The sequence below is a fragment of the Vibrio sp. 1580 genome (assembly GCF_033340055.1).
This window is the reverse complement of record NZ_JAWOVT010000012.1, coordinates 74,815-101,015: the sequence shown is the minus strand read 5'-3', so window position 1 is coordinate 101,015 and position 26,201 is coordinate 74,815. Positions and strand designations below refer to the sequence as shown.

Sequence of the window (26,201 nt, the reverse complement as noted above, 5' to 3'; positions counted from 1 at the left end):
TCGATTTGGTTATAGAAAAAACAAAGGGCTCCGAAGAGCCCTTGTATTGAAGACTGAATGCCAAATTGTTTGATGGCAGATCAGTATTTAATGCGGTCAGCCAAGTGACTCACAGCAAGTGCGAAGTAGTAAGAGCGGTTCCACTTCATCAATACGTTGTAGTTATTGTAAACCAGATACGTACGACCATTCTCGTCGTCCGGCATGATCAACCATGCTTTGATGTCTTCATCCAGTTTTGGCAACGGGCTACCGTCATATTTTGTGATACCTAATTGGCTCCACTCTTGAAGGTATTTGCCTTTTTCAGCCGTGCGCCCTTCTAGACTGCGATCAATATTTTTAGGAACCTTAACTTGGCGACCCCAAGTATATTTATCATCCCAACCAGACTTGCTCAAATAGTTAGCGGTTGATGCAAACACGTCCGCTTCAGATTGCCATATGTCTTTTTTACCATCCCCGTTGCCGTCAGCAGCAAAACGAAGGAAAGAGCTTGGCATAAACTGGCATTGACCCATCGCACCAGCCCATGAGCCTTTAAAGTTCTCTAGCTCAATATGGCCTTGATCGAGGATCTGCAGTGCCGACATAGTCTCTTTACGGAAAAACTCTTCACGACGGCCTTCAAATGCCATTGTGGATAGTGCATCAATCACTTTAAAGTTGCCGGTAAACTTACCAAAGTTACTTTCAACTCCCCAAAGTGCCACAATAAAGCGCGGGTGGACACCGTACTCATCGCCTATACGCTTTAGCTCGGTGTAATGCTCTTTGTAGAGTTGTCTGGCTTGCTTCACCTTCCATTCAGGCACCGCGCGAGGAATGTACTCATCCAATGTCAGTTTCTTTTCTGGTTGGTTTCGGTCCGCTTTTACTGCTCGGGGCTTGTACTCAACATTAGCAAAAGCAGCACTAATGACCTGCTCTGAGATACCTTTATCACGAGCTTCAGCACGCAGCTTATTCAAGTATTCATCAAAACCCTCGCTACTTGCAAAAGCCGAGGTACACATACCAACGCTAAGCATGGTAGCCAGTATCTTTTTCATATTGCCCTCCTTGAGCAAGGCAGAAATCCCAGATGAAAAACGATGACGTTATTCGCCTTTCTGCTGGGCTTTTTGTTCTTTGTACTTTTCTAATAGGTTCTCCGGCGGCGGTGGAACCTGAAGAAAGAAGCCATCATTTTGTAATGAAGCCTTCACTTTTTCGATATCAACTTGTGCCAATTTACGGCCATCAAGTTTAATCGTCATGACAGCGATAGGCTTACCGAACATCTGCATTAAGGTGTCAGGAACCTGTGAAAAATCATCCTTTTTCGGAATATAGAGATAAGTACCTTCTTTTTTCGAGCTTTTATAAATAGAACAAAGCATGACACGCCTTTTATGCTGATTTAGCCGCGTTGAGTGCGGATTAGGTTGAAAACGTCAAATTCTCGCAAACTTAATAGCAAATTTGAGATTAATTCACCTATTTGCCCACGAGAGAACTTGCTGCGTCAAAGGATGAAATATAACATGACATACCTAGTTTAAGGCAACGCTCTTTCAATAAAGGCAAGAAGTCCACGATGACCCATTCACCAGACCTTAAAGGTAGCAGTTTTACATTGTCAGTTTTACACCTTTCTGACAATGAGATCGCAAAGACTGTCGAATTTTTGCAAGAAAAAGTTTCTCAAGCACCTTCTTTTTTTGCATCCGCGCCTTTGGTAATCAATATAGCAAAAGTACAAGGCGACATTGATTTCCCTAAGCTTAAACAAGGCATCTCAGATGCCGGTTTTATTCCGGTCGGTGTAACGGGCTGTAAAGACAAGCGTGTACAAAACCTTGCTTCCGAAGCTGGCTTCGCCATTATGTCGGCGAGCAAATCGCCAAGCCAAGCACCTGCCAAAATGGCACCAACGAAAGTAGTTCGTACGCCTGTCCGCTCAGGACAACAGATCTACGCAAAAGATGGTGATTTGGTGGTGCTAGCGCACGTAAGTGCAGGTGCTGAAGTCATTGCTGACGGCTCTATTCATATCCATGGCACACTTCGAGGTCGTGCGATTGCAGGAGCAAGTGGTCAGCAGGAAGCGCGTATTATTTGCCACGATTTACAAGCAGAACTGGTATCCATTGCGGGTGACTACTGGTTAAGCGATCAAATTGAAAGCGAGTACTGGCAAAAGAAAGTAATGATCAGTAAAGCCGATGAATCATTACATTTAGAAGTTCTCGCGATTTAATCTAAAAAGGAAAAAAAATGGCACGCATTATTGTAGTAACGTCTGGTAAAGGTGGCGTTGGTAAAACCACTTCAAGCGCAGCCATCGCCTCTGGTCTAGCTCTTAAGGGAAAAAAGACCGCGGTGATCGATTTTGACATCGGTTTGCGTAACCTCGATCTAATCATGGGCTGTGAGCGCCGCGTCGTGTATGACTTTGTAAACGTCATTAACGGCGAAGCGACATTAAACCAAGCGCTGATCAAAGATAAGCGCACGGACAACCTATTTATTCTTCCTGCTTCTCAAACTCGTGATAAAGACGCACTGACAAAAGATGGTGTTCAGCGCGTATTCGGCGAACTTGATGAAATGGGCTTTGATTTCATTATTTGTGATTCACCAGCAGGTATAGAGCAAGGCGCGTTAATGGCCTTGTACTATGCCGATGAAGCCATTGTCACAACGAACCCAGAAGTCTCTTCTGTGCGTGACTCTGACCGCATTCTCGGTATTTTAGATTCTAAGTCACTGCGTGCAGAACAAGGGCTAGAGCCAGTAAAACAGCATCTGTTACTGACTCGCTACAACCCATCTCGCGTCACTCAAGGCGAAATGCTAAGCGTTGAAGACGTTGAGGAGATCTTACATATTCCACTACTGGGCGTGATTCCAGAAAGCCAAGCCGTGCTTAACGCGTCAAACAAAGGTGTGCCAGTCACTTTTGACGATAACACCGATGCGGGTATGGCTTATTCTGACACCGTTGATCGCTTATTAGGCAATCAGGTTGAATTTCGTTTCCTTACTGAGGAGAAGAAAGGACTCTTTAAACGACTCTTTGGAGGCTAGACATGTCATTATTAGAATTTTTCCGTCCACAGAAGAAAACTTCTGCGAATCTAGCTAAAGAGCGTTTGCAAATCATTGTCGCAGAGCGCCGCAGCCAAAATGATCCTGCGCCGTCTTACTTGCCTCAATTAAAAGAAGACATCTTGAAGGTGATCAGCAAGTACGTGGCAATTGATCCAAATATGGTTGACTTAACATTTGAGCACAAAGACGACGATATCTCAGTTCTTGAGCTAAATGTGAAGCTACCAGACGAAGAAAAGTAATCAGTTTCTCTCGCCAGACGAATGCTCTAATTAGAACGAAAAAGGTTGGCATCGAGGCCAACCTTTTTCATCTTTCATTACTTTAATGCTTTGTTCATCTTGTCGCCGAGTAAATCCAAACGCCACCCTTGCATCAAATCAGGCAACACTTCTGGGTCACGATCTTTTTTCCAAACCCAACTGATCAACTGATTGATCTGCTTTTTAGAGGCAAGGAACTCCGTGGCTAAACCAGACTTCTGCGAAGCCGATTTCACCAAGTCTTTCATATTTTTGAAGACCTGCTTGTAACCCGGATAGTCCATTAAACGCTCAATTTTCGCAGGATACTCTTCAGAAGGTGTTTGCTTCGCTTGTTTAACAATCGCGGCAATCTTCGCGCCATGGCGGTTAATCGCTCGGATATCAATATCTTCTGCTTCCATCTTCTTAAAGTTCGTTAAACCAAGACGAGCGACCGTTAATAGATCACCTTCTTTGAAGATAAAGTTCAGCGCTAAATCTCGTTTGATTGCTTCACGATAACGCCACGTCGCCAATGGCTTTAAAATCGCCAGCTCAGAAGGTTTTAATTGCCAAGCGCCCTTAATATCAAGGTAGGCATTCTCTTCATTGGTTACGCGAATACGTTTCGAAACGAGTAAATCACTTTCTTGCTGTACAGCTTCCCACCAACCTGCTTGCGTCACCTTATCGAACAGCTTTTCGTATAACGGTAACAAGTAATGAACATCTGCGGCAGCATAATCTAATTGCTTTTGTGTCAGTGGACGAGCCATCCAGTCGGTACGTGATTCACTTTTGTCGAGCTCTACGCCTAAATATTCTTCCACCAGCGATGCGAAGCCTGTCGATAGGCCGTGACCGAGAAAAGCGGCCATCAGCTGCGTATCCACCATAGGGAATGGTGTACAACCAAAAGCGTTTTGGAAAACTTCTAAATCTTCACCACATGCGTGCAGCACTTTTAGCACAGAAGTATCTTTTAATAGCGCTACAAACGGCGTCATATCCGTTAATTCAGTCGGATCAATCAGCGAGAGGCGATTACCATCGAAAAGCTGAATCAGACCTAACTGCGGGTAGAAAGTGCGAATACGAACGAATTCGGTATCCAGCATCACTACGTCTGCCTCTCGGGCATGAGTGCAAACCTCTTCTAGGTCTTTGTTTTTAGTAATAATTTGATAGTTCACATACTTCTCGCTATAAAAATGCCAGCAAAACGCTGGCATTCTATCATTTTTTAAATCTCTCGACTCGACGAAATCGGCTTATGCGCTTTTCTTCGCAAGTTCAGCGTCATTCTCTTCGCGTAAAACACGACGCAAGATCTTACCGACATTGGTTTTAGGTAAGTCTTCGCGGAACTCAACCAACTTCGGAACTTTGTAGCCAGTTAAGTGTTCTCGACAATGCGCGATCACTTCGTCTTTGGTCAAGCTCGGATCACGTTTCACGACATAAATCTTCACTAATTCACCAGACACTTCATGCGGCTGACCAATAGCAGCAACTTCAAGTACTTTGCCGTGTAGTGCTACAACGTCTTCAATTTCGTTCGGGTAAACATTAAAGCCTGATACTAAGATCATGTCTTTCTTACGGTCAACGATATGCAGGAAGCCTTCGTCATCGAACTTAACGATGTCGCCAGTTGATAGCCAGCCGTCTTCGTTAATCGTATCTTTCGTTGCTTCAGGTCGTTGCCAGTAACCTTGCATAACCTGAGGACCACGAACTTGAAGTTCACCAGTTTCAGTATTCGCAAGAGCGTTGCCTTCTTCGTCCACGATACGAACTTCTGTTGATGGTACCGGCAGACCAATAGAGCCATTGTATTCAACAAGATCATGCGGATATGCCGCCACCAACGGAGAACACTCTGTTAGACCGTAACCTTCGAGCAAATAGCAACCCGTGGTCTTTTGCCATCTTTCTGCCACTGAGCGCTGCACTGCCATGCCGCCGCCAACGGCTAAACGTAGATTACTGAAATCCAACTCGTGGAAATCTTCATTGTTGACCAATGCATTAAATAAGGTATTCACGCCCGTAATCGCAGTAAACGGATGCTTTTGTAGCTCTTTCACGAACCCTGGAATATCTCTAGGGTTGGTAATAAGTAAGTTACGACCACCCATTTCGACAAACAGCAGACAGTTTACGGTAAGAGCAAATACGTGATACAGCGGTAATGCTGTTACGACTAATTCACGCCCCGGAGATAAAACCGGTCCGTACGCGCCTTTTGCCTGTAGAACGTTCGCAATCATGTTGCGGTGAGTCAGAATCGCGCCTTTCGCGACACCTGTCGTCCCCCCCGTATATTGCAGGAATGCAATGTCATCCCCAGACATAAACGGTTTAACGTATTGTAGACGACGACCTTTACGTAGAGCCTGACGCATTGAGATTGCACCAGGTAAATCGTACTTAGGCACCATGCCCTTAACGTACTTCACGACAAAATCGACAATCGTACCTTTCGCTCGTGGCAGCATTTGACCAAGACTGGTTAACACTACGTGTTTGACTGGTGTTTTATCGACAATTTGTTCTAACGTATTCGCAAAGTTAGACACAATCACAATCGTCGTCGCACCTGAGTCATTCAATTGGTGTTCAAGTTCACGAGGAGTGTAAAGTGGGTTAACGTTTACGGCGATACAACCTGCACGCAAAATACCAAACAACGCCACTGGGTATTGCAGTAGGTTTGGCATCATCAGAGCAACACGGTCACCCTTTTGCAGTTTTAACTCGTTTTGCAGATACGCTGCGAATGCGCGACTACGCTCTTCCAATTTACGGAAGGTCATAACCGAGCCCATGTTCATGAATGCTGGTTGGTCTGCATATTTTTGTACAGACTGTTCAAACATTTCTACCAAAGACTCATATTGCTCTGGATTAATGGTTTCAGGTACGTCACTTGGATAACGTGAAAGCCATGGTTTATCCACGATGTTACTCCTCGTTTATAACTGGCTAAAAAATAGCGTCCTTTTTATTTTGAAAGCTATTACAGCACAGCGAACGTGCTTGAGCACGCAACTCTCAAACACTTGTTTAAATTTTGTTAACTACACCAAGAATTCGCGTTGCGACCTCGAGTATTTGCTCTAAATGACAGTGATGACCACCCTTGACAGAAACCACTTGCGGTGGGTTCTCTCCCCAATCAGCTTGGTTAGATGGTAAATTCTGAAATCCTTGATCGCCTAATACAATCAAATGAGGACAACGTATTTGGCTGGTAATCGAGTTAGCATGCGCTTGCGCCATTCGGTAAAGCGACGCACATTTTAACTTGGCGTCATGCCGCCAATACCATTTATCTCCTCGCTGCTCTGTTCCACGCTCGACTATCGGTAGAAGTTGCTCAGCGGTTAATTGGTTGGCTTGCATGCGTAATTTTAACGCCAGATCGAAGGAGGCAATGGCTCGCTCTGGCTTGTTTTGCTGTCTTATTCGACTTAAAACGCCATCGCGAAGACGAGGCAAACTGTTAGTAGGATCCTCATGAAGAGGTCCTGCTCCCTCAATTTGCACAAGAGCTTCGACCTGCTCTGGAAACGCTGCACTATAGCAACTTGCGATTAAAGCACCAAGTGAATGCCCTACTAATATCAGTCTGTTTGGTGATAATTCGTCCAAAAACTGATACAAATCGGCAATATAGTCGTGAAAGGGGTAATAATTATCGTGAGATTTATGACTCGATAAACCGTGACCAAAATGATCGATGGCGAGGAGGTGTAAGTGAGGATTAAGTTGATTCAACTGCTCCATGAGCGCTTTAAAGCTGCCCGCATTATCTAACCACCCATGAAGAAAAACGACTGACAAGTCAGCCGTTTTCTCGTTCCCTATCTCAAGGGCTGCCATTTTGCCGGCAGGAAGCTCGAATTGACGCTCATGCATCGCAGATTATTTGACCTGTTTTATCACTTTACCGTCTTGCGGGAAATCATTACGCCACATGCGGCAGTTAATCGAGTAACATGGGTAAAAGTAGGTTGGCGAGTCATACATGCGTACACGTTCTTCAATTTTCCATAAACGGTACCCTTCCCCCTTAATTACTGGGAAGATGTAACCGTGCTCACCGATCTTTCCTTCTTCTTCCCCTGCTCCTTTGCCTACAACCGTCACCAAACGGCCTTCACTAAAGGCGACAGGCTCTAAATAGCCATCAAAATAGGCGACAAAACGCCCCGTAGGCTCTTCATCAATATCAGGTTTACCAGACTTACTGATAGGAAGGTTTACAATCTCTAGACGCGTTTTATCTTTAAAGTTATCCACTTTAGCGATGATTCCACCAAGGCGAACATCTTCACTCACTTGCCCCTGAGACTCAGCAAACGCTTTATAGTCTGTAACGACCAATTCTGTGCTTGCATTTAGCTCCTCTGGCAAAGAGCTACACGCAGACAAACCAACCGTAGCAAATAATGCGAGAAAAAACCGTCCAAAAACCTTCATAAACCACCTTTCAATATTAGTAACCCCAAGCTGGGGAGATCTCACACGTAAATATCGACACCAAGTAATTGAGCCAGTTCCTCTTTTTTAGCTCGATTCATGACATCCATGTACTGCTCCATTGCTTTACGTGCGCCCCCTTCAGGAAGGTCATATTGCACTTGAGCTCGGTGAATTTGGGACTCATCCACGTGTTTTATGGAGTGCGCCACGGCGTTAGCAACCTTTGAAGGCTGACCTACAGGCTGCTTTGTTTGTGATTTATTTACCTGCTTCTTTTGACTGGCTTTATGAGTGCGATTTGCACCGGGAATCAAAGAAGGAGGCAAGCCATTAATCGACGCCATAGCACTCCATAAAAATACAGGGCAAACGCCCTGCTTTTTGTCAGGTTAATGAAAAACGGACTATTCGCGACCAGGAAGTTTTTTCCATGTCACATTATCACGTAAATAAACAGGGCTCGAATCTTCGACCGGCACGGTATTACCCTTTTTAAATTCTTGTTCAGCAAGAATCACGATGTCTTGTGAATCAGGGTACAGAACGTCACTATGCGTCAAATTAAACGGTAGGTCTGCTAATACTTCTTGGTAAGCATCCCAACCAGTACCTGCTGTCGTCCACGTTTTGTCGTCTGCTTGTGCTTCTTCAACGAGACGTGCTGGTGGAATTACGCACTCTGCATCCATCTCTGCCCACTCACCGTTTGCTTGGCGAGTGTAACGTGCCCAGTAAACTTCACCCATACGTGCGTCAATAGCCACAGCGACATCGGTCACACCATGTAAGCGATAGCTACCTTGAGCCATTGCAGCCAGCGTTGAAACGCCGATCATAGGTAAGTCAGCACCGAACGCCAAACCTTGTGCGATACCAATACCGATACGAACGCCAGTAAAGCTACCTGGACCACGTCCAAACGCTAACGCATCCAGCTCTTGTAGAGTCAGGCCAGCTTCTTTGAGTACTTCATCAACCATTGGCAGTACTTTTTTGGTGTGATCGCGTGGTGCAACCGCGCTACGTGAAATCACTTGATCATTAGCCAACAACGCAACTGAACAGTTTTCAGTCGCTGTATCGATAGCAAGAATTTTTGCGCTCATTTAACTCTCTACAACTCTCATTTATTGGGTTATGCCTCAGCACTTGCGTCTGTGACAGATTGTTCTGCTTTCAGGAATGCTTTGATTCCATCTAAGTCTCGCGTCCTTGGGATAGGTGGTAGACTTCCGAGGAAAATACCACCATAGTCTCGCGTGACGAGGCGATTATCACAAATGATCAACGCACCGTGATCCTTCTGATCTCGAATTAATCGCCCGACTCCCTGCTTTAACGTAATCACTGCATCCGGGATTTGTACTTCAGCAAATGGTTCACCGCCACGTAATCGACAATCCTCGATACGGGCTTTGAGTAACGGATCGTCAGGGGCGGTAAACGGTAATTTGTCGATAATAACACAGCTCAGCGCATCACCTCTAACATCAATCCCTTCCCAGAAAGCGCCCGTCGCCACGAGTAAAGCGTTACCCAGTTCCATAAACTCCGCCAAGGTTTTCTGCTTACTCATCTCCCCTTGCATTAACACAGGCAGCTCAAGTACTTCTCGGAACTTCTCACCTAGTTCACGCATCATGCTGTGCGAGGTACATAAAAAGAAGCAGCGACCATCATTTTCTTCAATCACCGGAGCAAGCATTCGGACTAACTTATCCGCTAAGCCGTTACTGTTTGGCTCTGGCAAATACCTTGGCACACAAAGGCGCGCTTGCTTTTGATAATCAAAGGGGGACGGCAGAGAAAATTGCTTTGTAGGCTTGAGGCCAAGGCGCTCAGTAAAGTGCTTGAAATCGCCCGATACGGCTAGGGTTGCTGACGTGAAAATCCAAGCGCCTTGTTTAATCTCTATTTGCTCATGGAACTTGTCCGCGACAGAAAGAGGCGTAATGTGCAGAGCGAAATGACGAGGCGAGGTATCGTACCAGTATGAGTAACCGGTAATATCGACATCACATACCCGGTCGATACGGCCTTTGATCAAATTGGCTCGTTCAAAGGCGGTATCCAGTAATTGACTGCGCCCTAAGGCTATTTTGAGTACATCAATCGCCAATTCGAGGCTGTCAGTTAAGCGCAATAATTCTCGCTTAATAGAACCTGATTGCAACGCCTCACGCCAGTTGCCACGAAAGCCTGGCTCACCCAATACAATCCGCATGTCCATTGCGCTTTGCATGAGTTTGTCGCCCACTTTTTGCAATTGACGCATATCTTTGGCTTCGGTGCGATAGGCTATTTCAATGTCTTTGGCAAGATCGTGAATTTGGCGGCTTGAAACTGACTGGCCGAAATATTCGCTCGCAATATCTGGCAACTGATGAGCTTCATCAAAAATAAACACATCGGCTTCTGGAATCAGTTCACCGAATCCTGTTTCTTTGATCGCTAAATCAGCAAGAAACAAGTGATGGTTCACTACAACAATGTCGGAATCCATGGCTCGCTTACGCGCTTTCAATACAAAGCAATCAGTGTAGCTCGGACATTCTTTACCTAAACAGTTATCATTGGTTGAGGTGATAGTCGGAATGATCATGCTGTCTTCTGGCAGATCATCACAATCACCAAGGTCACCTGTTTTGGTTTCTGATGACCAAGCACGCACTTTAACCAGTTGAGTTAATAACGTCGGGTCAGATTCATTAGTGTGGCTTTCGACCATTTGGCGGCTCAAACGATCCAAACACAGATAATTAGAACGCCCTTTTAATAACGCCACTTGGCCATAAAAACCAAGCGCATTGACCATGAGCGGTAAGTCACGATGGTACAACTGCTCTTGCAAGTTTTTCGAGCCTGTACTGATGATCACTTTTTTACCGCTTAACAGCGCAGGGACTAAGTAGGCGAAGGTCTTACCGGTTCCGGTTCCTGCCTCCACCACCAACTGGGTTTGATCTTTGATCGCACTGCTGACGGCTTCCGCCATATCGATTTGTGGCTGACGAGCTTGAAAGCCAGGAATGGCCTTACCTAACGCGCCATCAGAGGAAAAAGTTTTTGCGATCATGCTTGGTATTGAGTTTGAAAAATTATCGAGAGTATATCAGAGGAATAGGAGTGACATCAGCCCACAATCTGACCAGCTTGCGGCGACACGCGGATATTTTGTTGAAACCAACGTAAGAATAGATTATTTATGGTGAAACATGGCAGTACAGTTACACCCGCCAGGGAATAATAACAAATTCGTACGCTAAAATATTAATGCATGGAAGTACCTGATTTATGGAAAAGAAAACACTGTTGACCCACTGTTCTGACGCCCCGGGTCTCATCTCGAAAATTACTAATATCTGTTACAAGCACCAACTCAACATCGTTCACAATAACGAATTTGTTGATAATACCAGTGGCCACTTTTTCATGAGAACGGAGTTGGAGGGGTACTTCAACGATCAAACGTTTCTTGCCGACTTGGACCAAGCTCTCCCGCAAGGTGCTAAGCGTAAATTGGTTGGCTCTCGCCGTAAGCGCATCGTCATTCTCGTCACAAAAGAAGCGCATTGTTTAGGCGATATTCTGATGAAAACCTACGATGGAAGCCTAGATGTTGAGATCGCCGCTGTGGTGGGGAATTACGACAAACTGCAAACTCTCACTGAACGCTTCGACATTCCTTACCACCATGTGACCCATGAAAACCTTAGCCGTGAAGAACACGAGCAGAAGATGCTAGAAGTGATCGATCAATACGATGCTGACTTTTTGGTGCTAGCTAAATACATGCGCGTATTAACGCCGACGTTTGTTGAGAAATATCACCACAAAATCATTAATATTCATCACAGCTTCTTACCTGCTTTTATTGGCGCGAAGCCATATCAACAAGCTTACGATCGCGGTGTGAAAATCATCGGTGCAACAGCACACTTCGTGACTAATGATTTAGATGAAGGGCCGATCATCAAGCAAGACGTAATTCCTGTCGACCATACATTCAATGCCCAAGATATGGCGCAAGCGGGACGCGATGTAGAGAAGAACGTATTGAGTAAGGCTTTGAATAAAGTGATCAATGACCACGTCTTTGTTTATGGGAATAAGACAGTGATCCTGTAATCCCTCCGTACTAGTTACAACGATAGTGAAACCCGTCCAACTTGGCGGGTTTCATCTTTTCAGAAGATCCCCCCTCCAATTCTAACCATCAAAGTTAAACCGATACGTTATAATTTTTCATTTCGCCACAACTATTTACTGAGAGAATGATTCCGTTTATCATTTGCCCTCCTTATAATAAACCACGTTAATATTACGGAATTAAAATGAAAAAAACGTTAGTGGCTTTTCTGATTGGGCTGACTTTACCAGCAACCACAATCGCAGATACTCTTGAGCCTGTTCAGAATGATGTATCCACTCGCATTATCGGCGGCGAACCTGCCAACACTTCCGACTGGAAATTTATTGCTTCACTGGTACGTAAAGGACAACCTACATCTATTGGTCACTTTTGTGGTGGCAGTTTCCTAGGTGGAAAATACGTATTAACTGCTGCGCACTGTGTGGAAGGTCTTAATGCGGACGATCTGGATATCGTTCTTGGTCTTTATGACAAAAACAGAGAGTCTCAAGCACAGCGCATCGCCATTAAAAATATCTATTCACATGATGAATATAACAACATAACAACGAACAATGACATCGCTCTTATTGAATTAGAACGCAATATCGATAGCGCAACTATTGACCTGGCAACGCCAGAACTTTTAGATAGCGTACGCGTAGGAGACAAGTTGCACGTGGCTGGATGGGGAAATACGTCCACGACAGACCGAATATACCCAACCGTTTTACAACAAGTAGATTTGGAATACGTAGATCGAGCTACCTGCCAAAACCTACCAGGAAACTACTCTAATGTATCAGATGACGGTATTTGCGCCGGATACTATTGGGGAGGTAAAGATAGCTGCCAAGGAGATAGCGGCGGTCCACTCATCGTTGATGATAACGGTATCAACAAATTGCTAGGCGTGGTCAGCTGGGGGGATGGATGTGCTCAACCAAACGCTTATGGTGTTTACGCCAACGTCGCTCATTTTCAACACAATGGATGGATAGATAGCCATCGCAATACTATCAGCTTCACTAAGTACCGAGATCTTCGTTTCGTTGAGCGAAAAGCGCAGCAAGAGACCTTTACTATTCGTAATGACGATACTATCCCATTCAACATCTACCAAAGCACAATATCATACGGAAGTACCATCGAGAAAAGCACTTGTACTGGTACCTTAAAGCCTTCGCAAAGCTGTCAAATTACCGTCGGCTACCAACCTAGCTATTCGGGATCAGAAACAACGATAGAGCTCTTTACCGATCATCCGAAACTGTCCAGACTCACAACAACTTTCGAGTATTCAGGTGTAGATAAAGCAAGCAGATCAGTGCGTAATGCCATTCCGCTAGCAGACGCAAATGTTTATACCGGTCAAAACGCTTGGACGGCTGAAAATGGTGAACTGCAATCAGCGGATATGGGAGCTTATCCTGGTATATCTGAGCTGGTTTTGACCGATCTTCCGAAGGGCAAACTTACCATGGATCTCAAAGTAATGTCCGATGGTTTTGATTACTTGTTCATCTTAGTTAATGGTGAAATTTACGATAGCACCAACCAACTCCTCGATTATAAAGAGATCCAGATCGATCTTTACAAAGCATCTAATACGATAACGTTTGAATACGTCCAACACCCGTTTTCAAGTGGCATTTACAGCGCGCAAGCATTTGTTCGCAACATAAATATGTCAGTCAGCACAGATAATACGGGCGATGCTGGTAACGACGTTAATAAAAAGTCTAGTTCAGGCGGCAGTTTATCTATTGGCCTACTGGTGTTAATGGCTGCAGGTTCATTCGTACGACGCAAAAAAAGGTAACGAGATGAAACATAGACTCAAGATATTCCTACTTGGTTTGGGCACTATCAGTTTAACTGCATGTTCAGCAAACGCAGGACTGCAAACAAACCAGACGTCTGAGCACCAAGCAATGATGGTAGAGACTTATAGGACAAGTGAGAGTCAAATTTCATTTATCGCCGAGTCTAATGGCTGCAGTAAGAACGATGACTTTAGCTTGAAAATAGAGCAAAAATCTTCAACGGAAGCCCTGCTCACAATCGTGAGGAACAAAGTGGATCATTGTAAACGAATGCCGTTTCCAAAGACTTTCACACTCACTCTAGATGAAGAGTTGATAGGCAAAAAACTTTCCATTACCAACCCAAAACGCAAATCACCGGCTAAATAGTAATTCGCTTACGAAAGGGAGCCTCGGCTCCCTTTTTACCTCTCGCAACTCAGCAATTCTCACCCTAGCGTTTTACGCCTGCTCAGACTCCACAATACGCTTAAGTGAATGCGGGTGCAGTTTGATACAAATGCCTTGGTACTTAAACGCCACTGTTGGGTTATTCAAGCGTTCGCCATCCCCTTTCGGGCTCGACAGTTTGATCTTCACACCCAGCTCTTCTAACTCATTAAAGCGTGCGCCAAACGCTGGATAAGTGTGTCTCAAATCAGCAAGAAACTCATCTGCGGTTTCGGCATGAGACGGAATCACAAACTCCACATGTTCCCAGCTTTCAGTTGGGTAGATTTTGCCTTCCGCAGGGTATGGCAGCTCCAGACACTCAATCTTCCAGCCACGACTTTCCAACGCTTTATCGAACTCAATAACAATAATTGGGCGACCGTTGATTTTCGCTTGTGAAATCACCTTTCCGTATTGACTCCAAGCCTCATGCGCAGCTTTTGCGGTATCAGTATCGTTAATACGCAACGCAATATGGTCAGCTTGAGCAAAGCTCAGATCCAGTTTTAACAGGGATGCAAACTCTTCAATCTTCGCCATAAATGCATCCAAATCTTGGATCATCAATTCAGGCGCTAGGCGTTTTTCAACTAGTTGAGTCGTCATTGTGGTTCTCTTTTGGGGCGATTTATCTCATTACTCTGAGCGCAATAGTAAACGCAAACCAAACCACATTTCCATTCAATCGAAAAAGTATAAATTTCCCCAATTCCTCTCTGTATGAAAAGCAATAAAGTTGTTATCATTAGCCCCATTTTTGTGAACTCCAACAGAACTCGGCACTTACTTCGCCGAGTTCTTCGTCCTTGAATTGAAGGAAACGCGTGTGAATATCCAAGCACTTATTAATGACAAAGTATCTCAGGCTCTAGAAGCCGCTGGCGCACCTGCAGGCAGTCCTGCGGCAGTACGCCAATCAGCAAAGCCACAATTTGGTGACTACCAAGCAAACGGCGTAATGGGCGTTGCTAAAAAACTGGGTACTAACCCACGAGAATTTGCACAGAAAGTACTGGATGTTCTAGACCTAGATGGTATTGCAAGCAAGACAGAAATCGCTGGTCCTGGTTTCATCAACATTTTCCTAAGCGAAGAGTTCCTAGCAAAACAAGCGGAAGCAGCACTGGCTGACTCACGTCTTGGCGTTGCAGCAGACGAAGCTCAAACTATCGTTGCTGACTACTCTGCACCAAACGTAGCTAAAGAAATGCACGTTGGTCACCTACGTTCAACCATCATCGGTGATGCGGTGGTACGTACTCTTGAGTTCCTAGGTCACAAAGTGATCCGTGCGAACCACATCGGCGACTGGGGTACTCAGTTCGGTATGCTTATCGCAAACCTTGAACGTGTACAACAAGAGTCTGGCGAAGTTTCTATGGAGCTTGCGGACCTTGAAGGCTTCTACCGCGAATCGAAAAAGCTGTACGATGAAGATGAAGACTTCGCAGTAAAGGCGCGAAACTACGTTGTGAAACTGCAAAGCGGTGACGAGTACTGTGCAGAAATGTGGAAAAAACTCGTTGATGTAACCATGATCCAAAACCAGCGCAACTACGACCGTCTAAACGTGTCACTGACTCGTGACGACGTGATGGGCGAGAGCATGTACAACGACATGCTTCCTAAGATCGTTGCAGACCTAAAAGAACAAGGTCTTGCCGTTGAAGATGATGGCGCGCAAGTTGTATTCCTAGATGAATACAAGAACAAAGATGGCGAACCAATGGGCGTTATCGTTCAAAAACGCGATGGCGGTTTCCTATACACAACAACAGACATCGCATGTGCAAAATATCGTTATGAAGAGCTAAGCGCAGACCGTGTGCTTTACTTCATCGACTCACGTCAACACCAGCACCTAATGCAAGCTTGGACAATTGTTCGTAAGGCAGGCTACGTACCTGAGTCAGTATCTCTTGAGCACCACGCGTTCGGCATGATGCTTGGTAAAGATGGTAAGCCATTCAAGACTCGTGCGGGTGGTACCGTTCGCCTTGCCGACCTTCTAGATGAAGCAGAAGTTCGTGCAGCACAACTGATCGAATCTAAAAACCCTGAGCTAGATGCGGAAGAAAAAGAGAAGATCTCTAAAACAGTTGCAATGGCAGCGGTTAAATACTCTGACTTATCTAAACACCGTACGACTGACTACGTGTTCGATTGGGACAACATGTTAGCGTTTGAAGGTAACACAGCACCATACATGCAATATGCATACACTCGCGTAGCTTCTATTTTCGCTAAAGCTGGTGTTGCTATGGACGCTCTCCAAGGCGACATCAAAATCACTGATGAGAAAGAGAAAGCACTTATTGCTAAACTTATGCAGTTCGAAGAAGCGGTTCAATCTGTCGCTCGCGAAGGCCAACCGCACATCATGTGTAGCTACCTATTCGAACTAGCAGGTCAGTTCTCTAGTTTCTACGAAGCGTGCCCTATCCTAGTTGCTGAAGACGAAGCTGTGAAACAAAGCCGTCTGAAACTAGCTGCGCTAACAGCGAAGACCATCAAGCAAGGTCTGTCTCTACTAGGTATTGATACTCTAGAGCGTATGTAATCCGCTTTTACGTAGGTAGCTTAAGTAGCACAAGCTAAATGATGACAAAGGTTGACGTGAAAGCGTCAACCTTTTGTTTTATCTGGCGTATACTGATGTCATTCAATTCAAATCGGACAACATAATGAGTTTTGAACTGCACCCTCAACTGGCAAAAGACACCACCGTTATCGGCCACTTCCCACTGTGTGTGGCGCTTCTGCATAAAGATAACGCCGTGCCATGGGTTATCTTGGTCCCTAAACGTGCAAACCTAAAAGAGCTTCACCACTTGCCAATGCAAGAACAGCAACAGTTTTTGCTAGAGTCTCAAGCGGTAAGCCAAGCACTGGAAGCAACATTCCGTCCAGACAAGCTAAACCTTGGTGCGCTAGGTAATATGGTGCCACAGCTGCACATTCACCATATTGCTCGCTTCAAAGATGACGTAGCATGGCCGGGACCGGTTTGGGGTAACACCAAAGGTGAATTCCGTACAGAAGAAGAGCAAAACGAATTGCTTGGTCGCATTAAAAATGTGCTGTCACTGAGTTCTATTTTCCAAAAAGCATAAGCACTGCTAGCGAAAATAATTCGCCTTTGAATACGGCTGAAATAGACAGAGAAAGATTAATACGTATTTGTAACAATCTTTCTCATTTTTCTGGGATTATCACTAAAATAAAACTTGTTTAGACTACCAGCTCAGTTAGAGAGGGTCATCATGAAACAAGTCTTCAACACATTCCGATACGTCAGCTGGATCGCCATTATCTGTTCTATGGCTGCTTCATTCTTGCTTTTTCTTATGGGTGCAGCAAAAACCTATTCGGCATTTGCGGTCTTCATTCTCAATCAAACACCTCCAGAAGCACTCGCACATTTAGATAAAGCAGACATCGCGATCGCTTATTTGATCAAGTCACTGGATACGTTTCTTGTCGCACTAGTTTTGTTCATCTTTGCTCACGGCATCTACACACTATTTATTTCCAACAAAGCTAAAGCGAAAACACAAGAGCAGTCGGTTTTGCATTGGATCAGAACCCCAAACATCGGCCATCTAAAAAACATTTTGGCTGAAGTCATCATCGTGATCTTGTTTGTGAAGTTCTTAGAGCTCGTGCTGATTAACTTCGACAGCTTAGATTGGACGATCTTAACATTACCTATTTCGATTTTAGTTTTAAGTCTTGGTTTAAAGTTCCTAGAGTTAGGCGCGACTAAACACTCTGAAGAACATTAATTTCGCTGTATTCACAAACAATAACCAGCAAAATAAAAGCCGCATCATTGCTGATGCGGCTTTGTCGTTTTTACGTGATAATTTTTAGGTGACTAATTTTGATAGTCGCTACATGGTGACTGTCAGAGACAAACCATCTTGTTTAGTCACTGAGTAGCGAACACGAGTCACGTCATGAGCTTTATTAGTGTCGACTAGGCGGCTAATTTTGCCCTTCTTAATCCACACGTTTAACATCGCGTCGGCGCCATCTTCACTCATCCCAAACTGTTTAGCCAGATCTGACTGGGAGACGGTTCCTTTGTCTGCAATGTATTGATAAAGCTCTTTTAAAATCATGCTACTTGCGCCTCTAATGCACCGTTTTGTTTCTTACCAACTTGTTTGAACACACGGTATGTGCCAAAGAAGATAGCTACGATCACAGCCATCCAAATACCACTTGTTACTGGGCTATCTGCGAAATGCGTCAATTGGTTGTAGAACGTCGCACATAGGTAAGCCAAGCCCATTGTCCAAACCGCGATAAAGCGTGCGAACTTATGACCAAACTCACGTACGTAAGCACCCATCGCCGCCACACAAGGAGTGTACAGTAGGATAAAGATTAGGTAAGCAAATGCGGCATTGCCAGAAGCAAACTGCGATTTAATGTTACCGAAGATAGAAGCATCGACTTCTTGTTCTTCGGCAACGGCATTTGAGTCAGTTAAGTCACCCACTTCAATACCTAGTGGATCTGAGTAGCTCAAACCGGCTAAGTTTTCAGGGATACTCATTACTGCCTCTTCTAGGCTGCCCATTAGATCAAATTCTGCGTCTTCACCGTCACTTGGCGTCGTGTATAGACTGTTAAGCGTACCAACTACCGCCTCTTTTGCGAAGATACCAGTAATGATACCTACCGTCGCTGGCCAGTTATCTTCTTGAACACCGATTGGCGCGAATACTGGAGTTACAACTTGCGCAGCTTTAGAAAGCACCGAGTTTTCGCTGTCTTCATTACCAAAACTGCCATCAGTACCCAATGAGTTGAAGAAACTCAGAATAGCAACAACGATAACGATGGTTTTACCTGCACCAAGTACAAAGCGCTTTAGCTTTTGCCAAGTTTTGATCACCACGTTTTGTAGCGTCGGAAGCTCGTAATCTGGCATTTCCATCACTAGGCTATCGCTGCTACCTGGGTAAAGCGTGTGCTTAAGGAAAAGACCTGTGAAGATCGCTGCCACAATACCAAGTAGGTAAAGTGCGAATACAATGTTCTGGCCAGAACCTGGGAAGAATGCCGCAGCGAATAGCGCGTATACAGGCAGACGAGCACCACATGACATAAATGGCGCCATAGATGCAGCCAGTTTACGCTCACGTTCTTGGTCTAGAGTACGAGTTGCCATGATTGACGGAACGTTACAGCCAAAACCAAGAACCAACGGTACAAATGCTTTGCCCGGTAGGCCGATCTTCTGCATCACTTTATCTAGTACGAATGCTGCACGAGCCATGTAACCTGAGCTCTCAAGTACCGCTAGGAACAGGTACAAACACGCGATAACCGGAATGAAGGTTGCAACCGTCTGGATACCACCACCGATACCATCAGCAAGAACCGTCACTAACCACACAGGCAAATGACCGTCTAACAAGTGATGCCCACCATCAACCAACAATGCGCCCACACCAATGTCAAAAAAGTCGATAAATGCACTACCGATGTTAATCGAGAACATAAACATCAGGTACATAACAACAAAGAAGAAAGGAATTCCAATCCACTTGTTCAAAATAAACTGGTCGAGTCTTTCAGTCACACTACGACTTAACTTGCCTTCGCTTCGGCGAACTTTTTTACACTGTTCATGCAGATGCGTGTACTTAGTATCCGCGACATGCAAATCGATATCCAAATCTAACGTCGTAATGACTTCCAAGACTTTGCTTCTATCAATATCAGAAAGACTATTGAGCACCATTGTGTCTTTTTCAAGCGCACGAATCGCTAGTGCACGATGAGCGACGGTTTGGTCGTTAAAAAGTGCGGAAACCGTTTGAATTGCCGACTCCATCTTCTCACCATAATGCAAAGACAATTCTTTAAGTGGCACTCCTTGAACGATGGATTTATGGAGCTTTTCTTTAAACTCTGCCACTTGAGTTTTATTGGTTGCAGATAAACTGACAACCGGACAACCTAACGTTTTCTCAAGCTCTGCAACGTTAATCATCTGACGTTCACGCTTTAGCGCATCCATCTTGTTGAGGACAACAATCATAGGGCGACCAAGTTCGCGAAGTTGCAGCGTCATGTATAAGCTGCGCTCTAAACTTGTAGCATCCACCACGTTAATAATGAGATCAGCAGGATGAGTTAGAACCGCACGCGATGCGATGGATTCATCAATACTATTACTATCATTACCACTGTCTAATGAGTAAATACCCGGAAGGTCAGTGAGCAAAAACTCATCCCCAGCATGCTTGAATTGTCCCGTTTTCTTTTCAACCGTGACGCCTGCCCAGTTACCAACTTGCTGTTTTGCGCCAGTTAAACCATTAAATAGCGTCGTTTTACCACTATTAGGGTTACCTACGGTTAGCACTTGATATTGCATTACACTCGCTCCACTTCAATTTTCTGAGCAATTGTTTCTCGCAATGCGACAGACACACCACGGACTTCGACTTGTAAAGGATCGCCCATTGGCGCACGTCGAATCACTTTGACTTCTGTATTGGGAAGCAGCCCCATTACCATGAGTTTCTTTCTGATATCTGATGAAAGACCATCTAACAACCGAATCGTCACCGTATCGCCAGGATTAATCTCTGATAACTTCATAGTGGCCCTTAAGAGTATTGCTAATGAGAAATATTATTATTTAATAAGTTTAGGTTGCCAATATTACTCCCCTATCCCCCTTCAATCCTTGTGTGAAATCAAAGATTCCGTAAATGTTTTCACGCTTTCAAACGTTAACTTCGTAAATTTCCTCTCGTTATTTACGTCAAAATTAACAATTAAAAATGACACCTAACGAAACAAAAATGTCACAAACCAAGACAGAAAACAAAAATTCAAATTAAAACAATGGGTTAAGTAAAAAGCCAAACGTTGTCGCTTTTCTCATATAAATATGGCGTTATTTTTATAAGAAAAATAAGTAACCTCTCGTATAGTTACTCCATCGAGAGGGCCACCTCTCTAATAAATTCCAGAGGTGGCATGGCAACATGTCACTCCGGCAGCAAGCGAAGGTGTCCTTGACACCCGTGGTATAGTCCCCCCGGCTATACCACGATATTTTTTTTCACCTCTTTCAAAACTTCTTTACCTTATCCATCTTTTCAACACAGTTTTCGTTTTCACGAATGTCACATGCCATCATTCACCCAAATGAACAACGCTCTTTTGATACAGCAATGCAACTGTCATTTATTTGTTGCAACTATCAGTAAATCATTCTCTTGAAGCCATTTATGCTTATTGCTATGAACATCGCGACTAACAGATAGAACGTGATCGTGCTTACGTGTTGAGAATGGATTTGTAGGCTAGATGTGATGAAGAAACAATGAAACTTACTGCGTTAGCAACTGCAGCAATAATAGAGCACTGTATGCAGCTCCCCAGCATCTTAACTATTAACTAGGGAGCGTATAATGAAGGTTTTCTAGTTAATTTCTTGGCTTTCTTGAGTCAAAGCAAACTTGGAAGGGGGCAAACCAAAATGCAGCTTAAACTTTTGGCTAAAGTAAGATGGATCATTAAAGCCACAGTTAAAGGCGACTTCACTGATTTTCTCACCCGCCAATAACTGTTCACACGCCGTTTCTAAACGAACCTCTGTGACATAGTCTTTTAACGTTCTTGACGAGGCAGATTTAAAACGTCTCTGCAAAGAGCGTTCAGACATATACAGCATTTTAGCGGCTGACGCAGTGCCAAATTCAGGATCATGGTAATGCTCTGCCACTAATTGATAGACTTTTTGCAACCACTCTTTCTCTGGTGTGACTTGATCTTCTGCAATAGTTACAGGATTGAGTTCTTGCTGCGGTTCATCCAGATAACTACTTTCCTTCGCAGATGGCCATGTAATCTCGACTTTGTTTTGAGCATCAGAAGAGAAGACAGCCAAATAACCACCACTCGTTGTCACTAGTTGGGCAAGGTGGTCAATACTCAACTCAGAGTGATTTAAGTTAGATGGAAGCCCAGTCGCGACTTTATTAGGTAATTGCGTCCCGTAATCAAGAAAGCTCAATGACACAATATCATGCCCCTTTTCTAGCATAATTCTAACCGTTTGACCCCGGAAAGAGCGCTTGATGATATTGGCAAAAATGCTATTGAAAATAACATCAAGATTAAAGCTTTCCAGAGCAACCCGGCTCTGCTTACTCTCATCTTCTAGCTCTACCAAAATACCCGCTTTTGCAAAGTCATCTTGCCATACATCAACCACTGACTGAGTTATCTGACTCAAGTTGTAGTTCTGGCTCCCACCACTTACATCACTTGGAACACTTTTGAGTTCATTTAACTGCCAATTCGTTTTAGCCAAATGATCCTCTGTCGCAGTATCCAGAGGCATAGGTAGTTTCGCCACAATAAAGTCGACGCTTGATTTTATGGATAGAGCTACATGGTCTACGAGTAGGTTTCTAACTTGAATCTGTTTACGTAATTGCTGGTTGCTCGTAAGCAACACTCTACTTTGATGTCTTAACTGATTCGTTTTGAGGGTCACTTGAGCTGCTAGATCACGGTTAGCCTGTACAACGTAGCGCGAGCGCCAGAATACGAGTACTGCAACGACCGCAATACTAGCTACGACAAAGCCTAAAATAGCAAATCGCGATAGATACCAAGGATGAAGGACGATAAAGTGAGATTCTAAACCAACGACTCCAGCGGCAACTTGAGACTCATTACTGACCTGCAAGTGATATTCACCGGAACTAAGGTGCTCGAGTGTCAGTTGGCCCCCCTCTAACGTTTGCCATGGGTCATCGTTGTTCAATCGATAGTACAAGTTTTGACTGTCTGGTTTTGGCATCACACCGAATAAAAAACTCAGCGAAGATCCATATGGCAGTGTGAGCCCATTCAGATCGGCACTACCAACTTGCAGAACTTCATTTTCAAGCACAACTTGGCTAACAATAAACTTAGACTCTGGGGGATTAGATACAAGCAGCTTGGATGCTTCTGCTTTTACGAGTCCGTACTTCGACCCCAGAACAAGCTCTCGCTCACCAATTTCTGTCTGCTGTATAACGCTACAAATACCAGGGAGGAACTCATTGTTCATTAAGCCTGATGACGATGAGTAATGTTTCACTAACTCACCCGAAAGGTGGTAATAGCCTAAACCGACAGAGGAAGCTAACCATACACCTTGCCTGTCTCTGATCAAGCAAGCAGGTCTGGCGTTGGGCTCACTCATTTCAACAACACGTTTTTCATCGCTTCGTGTATCAGTTTTAAACACACCATAAGATGAAGCAAACCACTGGCTGCCATCAACCGCCGTGGTCATGTCTAATGATTCACCAAACTTTTCTGAAAAACGGATAAACTGGATGTTGTCATTACTGTATTGGTATACGCCATGATCGGTGCCTATTAATAGGGCGTCTTCAGTATCATATAGGCGCGTAACCTTAGCAGGCAAATACTGACTTACCAGCCACTCACTTCCAAAGTTTCGTACGCTTTGTGCAGCAGTATCAACATTGTAAAGATGGTATCCGCTTGATACCCAAAGACGGTCATCACCATCAACGGTCACATGCTCTACGGCATGTCCGGCCATAACCTGTAAATAAGGAAATGTAATCTTGTTGAGACCATTTAGCTCAAATATTTCCAGCCCTTTTGAGGTTGCAAGCCAAAGCATGCCGTTTTGAAACGCAAATTCATTGATCTGCGACTCCAACTCTAAGACTTGGTTAATCCCACTCTTTCCTGAACGATAAATCTTTCGGTCATCAGCAAACCAAAGCGCACCATCAGGACCTTCAATAGTTTGCCGAATTCGTCCTGATAGGGTGTGTGAGTCATAACTACTAAAGGTCACTCGTTCAAATTTTTTACTAAATAGCGAGTAATAACGAATACCTTGGTTAGTCGCAATCCACATCCCTCCCATATTGTCACTCAACAACGAATAAATCTTCGTGTTATCTAACTCTAACTCAAGAAAACTTGCAGGCGCGACTTCGGTGACCTCACCTGAAAAAAATGAGTACAAATAAAGGCCATGCTCTGTCCCCACCCAATACTCTTGATTTGTCTCTGCGAATGTCAAAACATGTGAGCCGCCAATTCTAATCACTTCTTTATCAGGCTGGTAAATGTTGAAAATTAAAGCGCCACGCAATGTACCTATCAAAATTTCTCTTCGCGTGTGTGAATAATAGACTTTCTCAATGTAGTTTTGACCTGAGGCAGCGACATGGTCAAACTTATCACCTTCAGAAAGATAGAAGCCGGAAGTCGTTGCTAGTGCCCACTTCGTTTCAACTAGCACCGCATCATTAATGTAAACGTAGCTATTATTACTATGTTGATAGAGCTGCAATAGAGAGAAAGAGTTTAACTCGCTAGTGTCGATATTGTAGGTATAGAAATGCGCGCCATCACTCACCCAAATATAGTTCTTTGAAGACCCTATTTTTCTTATTTGTGAGCCTGGATTTAAACTAAAGACTAAACGTCGCTCCTGATTTGGATAAGTTCGATAGACCTCATTTTCAATAAAGGTCCAAAAAGCACCTTTATGATAGGCCAACTGCTTGGCCGACGTTTGTAGGAAGCTACCTGATTTAGGCAATATAGTTTGACCATCGTAAAACAGGACTCTCCCGTGTACGTCATGAATCCACAAACCGCCCTTTTCACCCAAGAACAACTTTTTAGCCGCGATAAAAGTACCCTTTGCCTGAGTTGGCAAAGGGTAAAAGATTGCATTTGCATTATGAAGCGCAAATGCTTGGTAGGATAAGACGAAGCCCAACAGAGCAAGGGCTAATTGGCGTAGCAAGACGAAAACCTTTTGTATCAATTTGTGCTCTGAAAGTGACCGTTCATCGTTTGTAAAACATGGATTGATACGGTTATTTTGAGCTGATAATTATTGGTAATGATATCTCAATTACTTTCTGAGAAAAGGCTCGCCTTACCAAAGGTTGTAATTCTTACTACTGGATCACGTTAAAAAGACTACTCCTACATTACGACAGCACTTAATCTGACTTTTTGTTCAAGCATTGCTCAAAACTATTCGCCATATTGTTGAGAAAAGTAAAGTAACTGCCAGGTTTTGCTTCAATTGTACTCCCTAACGGGTCAAGCTCGCCTTTAGCGACATCACTGCCTCTCATTACGCTCTGAACGACAGCCGGGGTAAACTGAGGTTCAGAAAATACACAAGCCACATCTCCACCACTTAGCTTTTGACGAATTTGAATTAAGGTCTTCGCTCCTGGCTTGCGTTCTGGGCTCACAGTAAAATGCCCCATTTGATTTAGTTCATAACGATCTTCGAAATAACCGTAAGCATCATGGAATACAAAGTAACCTTTGTTTTTTACTGGTGCCAGCTTCTGCTTTATCTGTTGGTCAGTGTCTTTTAGCTCGAGTTCAAACTTTTTGAGGTTCGCTTGATATTGAGCTGCATTTTCCGGATCAAGTGATACAAGTTGATTCACAACAGCCTTGGCCACTTGTTGTGCTTGGCTTACACCTAGCCAAAAGTGCGGATCATGTGAGCCATGATCGTGCCCATCATGGTCATGGTTGTGCTCACTATCAAATTCACGCAATTCTAGATTTGGAATTTGACTAATAGTCAAAGTATTCGATCTATCCGAAACAACTTTCTCTAGAAACGGTTCAAGATCATGTCCGTACCAGATAACCAAATCAGCCGAAGCGACCTTTTTAACATCCGATGGACGCAAAGCATAGTCATGGGGTGATGTGTTAGACTGCAATAGCACGTCTGGTGAAGTTACTCCTTGAGTAAGCTCTGTTACTAACAACTGAATAGGTTTGATACTCGTCAGTACCGTTACCGCCTGTGCTGGCAGTGTTAACATTGCTGAGGCAGCAAGAATTAATGCTCTTTTCATAGTTTTACTTGGGATATGGCGTGGAAAGTGAGATAATGTTACATTATAACATTAT

General features: G+C 44.2%; 24 protein-coding genes. 9 read left to right on the top strand and 15 right to left on the bottom strand.

All coding sequences use genetic code 11. The annotated features are described in order from the left end of the window. Positions 1-80: 80 nt before the first annotated feature. Both R7093_RS18420 and R7093_RS18415 read right to left on the bottom strand, forming a co-directional pair. A complete protein-coding gene (locus R7093_RS18420) occupies positions 81-1,052 on the bottom strand; it encodes a lytic transglycosylase domain-containing protein (RefSeq protein ID WP_005388330.1) in 972 nt (323 codons plus the stop codon). A 48-nt stretch (positions 1,053-1,100) separates the two neighbouring features. Continuing rightward, positions 1,101-1,382 (bottom strand): YcgL domain-containing protein, encoded by a 282-nt coding sequence (locus tag R7093_RS18415; protein ID WP_005382303.1) that lies wholly within the window; start codon positions 1,380-1,382, stop codon positions 1,101-1,103. A 197-nt stretch (positions 1,383-1,579) separates the two neighbouring features. Between R7093_RS18415 and minC the strand changes: the two genes are divergently transcribed. From minC to minE, 3 genes are read left to right on the top strand one after another with little or no spacing between them, the layout of a single operon-like run. Continuing rightward, the gene (gene minC / locus R7093_RS18410; RefSeq protein WP_005382304.1) at positions 1,580-2,242 is read left to right on the top strand and encodes a septum site-determining protein MinC; all 663 of its coding nucleotides are present in this window, start codon (positions 1,580-1,582) and stop codon (positions 2,240-2,242) included. Between the two features lie 17 nt (positions 2,243-2,259). Then, on the top strand, positions 2,260-3,072 hold the full coding sequence (gene minD, locus R7093_RS18405; RefSeq protein WP_005388331.1) for a septum site-determining protein MinD: 813 nt from the start codon (positions 2,260-2,262) through the stop codon (positions 3,070-3,072). Between the two features lie 2 nt (positions 3,073-3,074). Continuing rightward, positions 3,075-3,338 (top strand): cell division topological specificity factor MinE, encoded by a 264-nt coding sequence (gene minE, locus R7093_RS18400; RefSeq protein WP_005388332.1) that lies wholly within the window; start codon positions 3,075-3,077, stop codon positions 3,336-3,338. Between the two features lie 77 nt (positions 3,339-3,415). Here minE and rnd read toward each other — a convergent pair whose 3' ends face one another. The 7 genes from rnd to R7093_RS18365 form a co-directional block, all read right to left on the bottom strand. After that, the gene (rnd, locus tag R7093_RS18395; RefSeq protein WP_031777213.1) at positions 3,416-4,534 is read right to left on the bottom strand and encodes a ribonuclease D; all 1,119 of its coding nucleotides are present in this window, start codon (positions 4,532-4,534) and stop codon (positions 3,416-3,418) included. A gap of 78 nt (positions 4,535-4,612) precedes the next feature. Further along, complete coding sequence (fadD, locus tag R7093_RS18390) at positions 4,613-6,304, bottom strand: long-chain-fatty-acid--CoA ligase FadD (protein WP_005382216.1); 1,692 nt, start codon at positions 6,302-6,304, stop codon at positions 4,613-4,615. Between the two features lie 106 nt (positions 6,305-6,410). After that, positions 6,411-7,265 (bottom strand): alpha/beta fold hydrolase, encoded by an 855-nt coding sequence (locus tag R7093_RS18385; protein WP_005382215.1) that lies wholly within the window; start codon positions 7,263-7,265, stop codon positions 6,411-6,413. A gap of 6 nt (positions 7,266-7,271) precedes the next feature. After that, positions 7,272-7,829 (bottom strand): Slp family lipoprotein, encoded by a 558-nt coding sequence (locus tag R7093_RS18380; protein WP_005382214.1) that lies wholly within the window; start codon positions 7,827-7,829, stop codon positions 7,272-7,274. A 41-nt stretch (positions 7,830-7,870) separates the two neighbouring features. Beyond that, positions 7,871-8,176: a hypothetical protein gene (locus R7093_RS18375; RefSeq protein ID WP_017819942.1), complete on the bottom strand. Its 306-nt coding sequence runs from the start codon at positions 8,174-8,176 to the stop codon at positions 7,871-7,873. 60 nt (positions 8,177-8,236) lie between these two features. Then, positions 8,237-8,938 (bottom strand): tRNA (adenosine(37)-N6)-threonylcarbamoyltransferase complex dimerization subunit type 1 TsaB, encoded by a 702-nt coding sequence (gene tsaB, locus R7093_RS18370; protein ID WP_017819943.1) that lies wholly within the window; start codon positions 8,936-8,938, stop codon positions 8,237-8,239. Positions 8,939-8,967: 29 nt separating this feature from the next. Continuing rightward, positions 8,968-10,908 carry an ATP-dependent DNA helicase gene (locus R7093_RS18365; protein WP_005382210.1) on the bottom strand — a complete coding sequence of 647 codons (1,941 nt, stop codon included), beginning with the start codon at positions 10,906-10,908 and terminating at the stop codon, positions 8,968-8,970. A gap of 218 nt (positions 10,909-11,126) precedes the next feature. Between R7093_RS18365 and purU the strand changes: the two genes are divergently transcribed. The 3 genes from purU (at position 11,127) to R7093_RS18350 (ending at position 14,159) form a co-directional block, all read left to right on the top strand. Next, positions 11,127-11,960, top strand: a complete 834-nt coding sequence (gene purU / locus R7093_RS18360) for a formyltetrahydrofolate deformylase (protein WP_005382206.1) — start codon at positions 11,127-11,129, stop codon at positions 11,958-11,960. 206 nt (positions 11,961-12,166) lie between these two features. Beyond that, positions 12,167-13,786: a serine protease gene (locus R7093_RS18355; RefSeq protein WP_318146773.1), complete on the top strand. Its 1,620-nt coding sequence runs from the start codon at positions 12,167-12,169 to the stop codon at positions 13,784-13,786. A gap of 4 nt (positions 13,787-13,790) precedes the next feature. Continuing rightward, a complete protein-coding gene (locus R7093_RS18350) occupies positions 13,791-14,159 on the top strand; it encodes a hypothetical protein (RefSeq protein WP_054728945.1) in 369 nt (122 codons plus the stop codon). A gap of 72 nt (positions 14,160-14,231) precedes the next feature. Here R7093_RS18350 and R7093_RS18345 read toward each other — a convergent pair whose 3' ends face one another. Then, on the bottom strand, positions 14,232-14,828 hold the full coding sequence (locus R7093_RS18345; protein ID WP_025766980.1) for a VOC family protein: 597 nt from the start codon (positions 14,826-14,828) through the stop codon (positions 14,232-14,234). Positions 14,829-15,048: 220 nt separating this feature from the next. Here R7093_RS18345 and argS point away from each other — a divergent pair, with 220 nt between their 5' ends. From argS to R7093_RS18330, 3 genes are all read left to right on the top strand, one after another. Further along, on the top strand, positions 15,049-16,782 hold the full coding sequence (argS, locus tag R7093_RS18340) for an arginine--tRNA ligase (RefSeq protein WP_005388349.1): 1,734 nt from the start codon (positions 15,049-15,051) through the stop codon (positions 16,780-16,782). 124 nt (positions 16,783-16,906) lie between these two features. Continuing rightward, a complete protein-coding gene (locus R7093_RS18335) occupies positions 16,907-17,335 on the top strand; it encodes an HIT family protein (RefSeq protein WP_005382194.1) in 429 nt (142 codons plus the stop codon). 150 nt (positions 17,336-17,485) lie between these two features. Then, the gene (locus R7093_RS18330; protein WP_005382193.1) at positions 17,486-18,007 is read left to right on the top strand and encodes a YqhA family protein; all 522 of its coding nucleotides are present in this window, start codon (positions 17,486-17,488) and stop codon (positions 18,005-18,007) included. 108 nt (positions 18,008-18,115) lie between these two features. On the opposite strand, the gene R7093_RS18325 is transcribed toward R7093_RS18330, so the two are convergent. The 5 genes from R7093_RS18325 to znuA form a co-directional block, all read right to left on the bottom strand. Next, on the bottom strand, positions 18,116-18,346 hold the full coding sequence (locus R7093_RS18325) for a FeoC-like transcriptional regulator (protein WP_005382192.1): 231 nt from the start codon (positions 18,344-18,346) through the stop codon (positions 18,116-18,118). Beyond that, the gene (feoB, locus tag R7093_RS18320; protein WP_033906911.1) at positions 18,343-20,619 is read right to left on the bottom strand and encodes a Fe(2+) transporter permease subunit FeoB; all 2,277 of its coding nucleotides are present in this window, start codon (positions 20,617-20,619) and stop codon (positions 18,343-18,345) included. The genes R7093_RS18325 and feoB overlap by 4 nt, the downstream gene beginning before the upstream one ends. Next, positions 20,619-20,846 carry a ferrous iron transport protein A gene (locus tag R7093_RS18315; RefSeq protein ID WP_005382190.1) on the bottom strand — a complete coding sequence of 76 codons (228 nt, stop codon included), beginning with the start codon at positions 20,844-20,846 and terminating at the stop codon, positions 20,619-20,621. Before R7093_RS18315 ends, feoB begins: the two co-directional genes overlap by 1 nt. Before the next feature lie 832 nt (positions 20,847-21,678). Continuing rightward, positions 21,679-25,056, bottom strand: coding sequence for a helix-turn-helix domain-containing protein (locus tag R7093_RS18310; protein ID WP_318146772.1), 3,378 nt, complete (start codon positions 25,054-25,056; stop codon positions 21,679-21,681). A gap of 202 nt (positions 25,057-25,258) precedes the next feature. Beyond that, entirely contained in the window at positions 25,259-26,146 is an 888-nt protein-coding gene (gene znuA, locus R7093_RS18305; protein WP_033906913.1) for a zinc ABC transporter substrate-binding protein ZnuA, read from the bottom strand. Between the last annotated feature and the right edge of the window lie 55 nt (positions 26,147-26,201).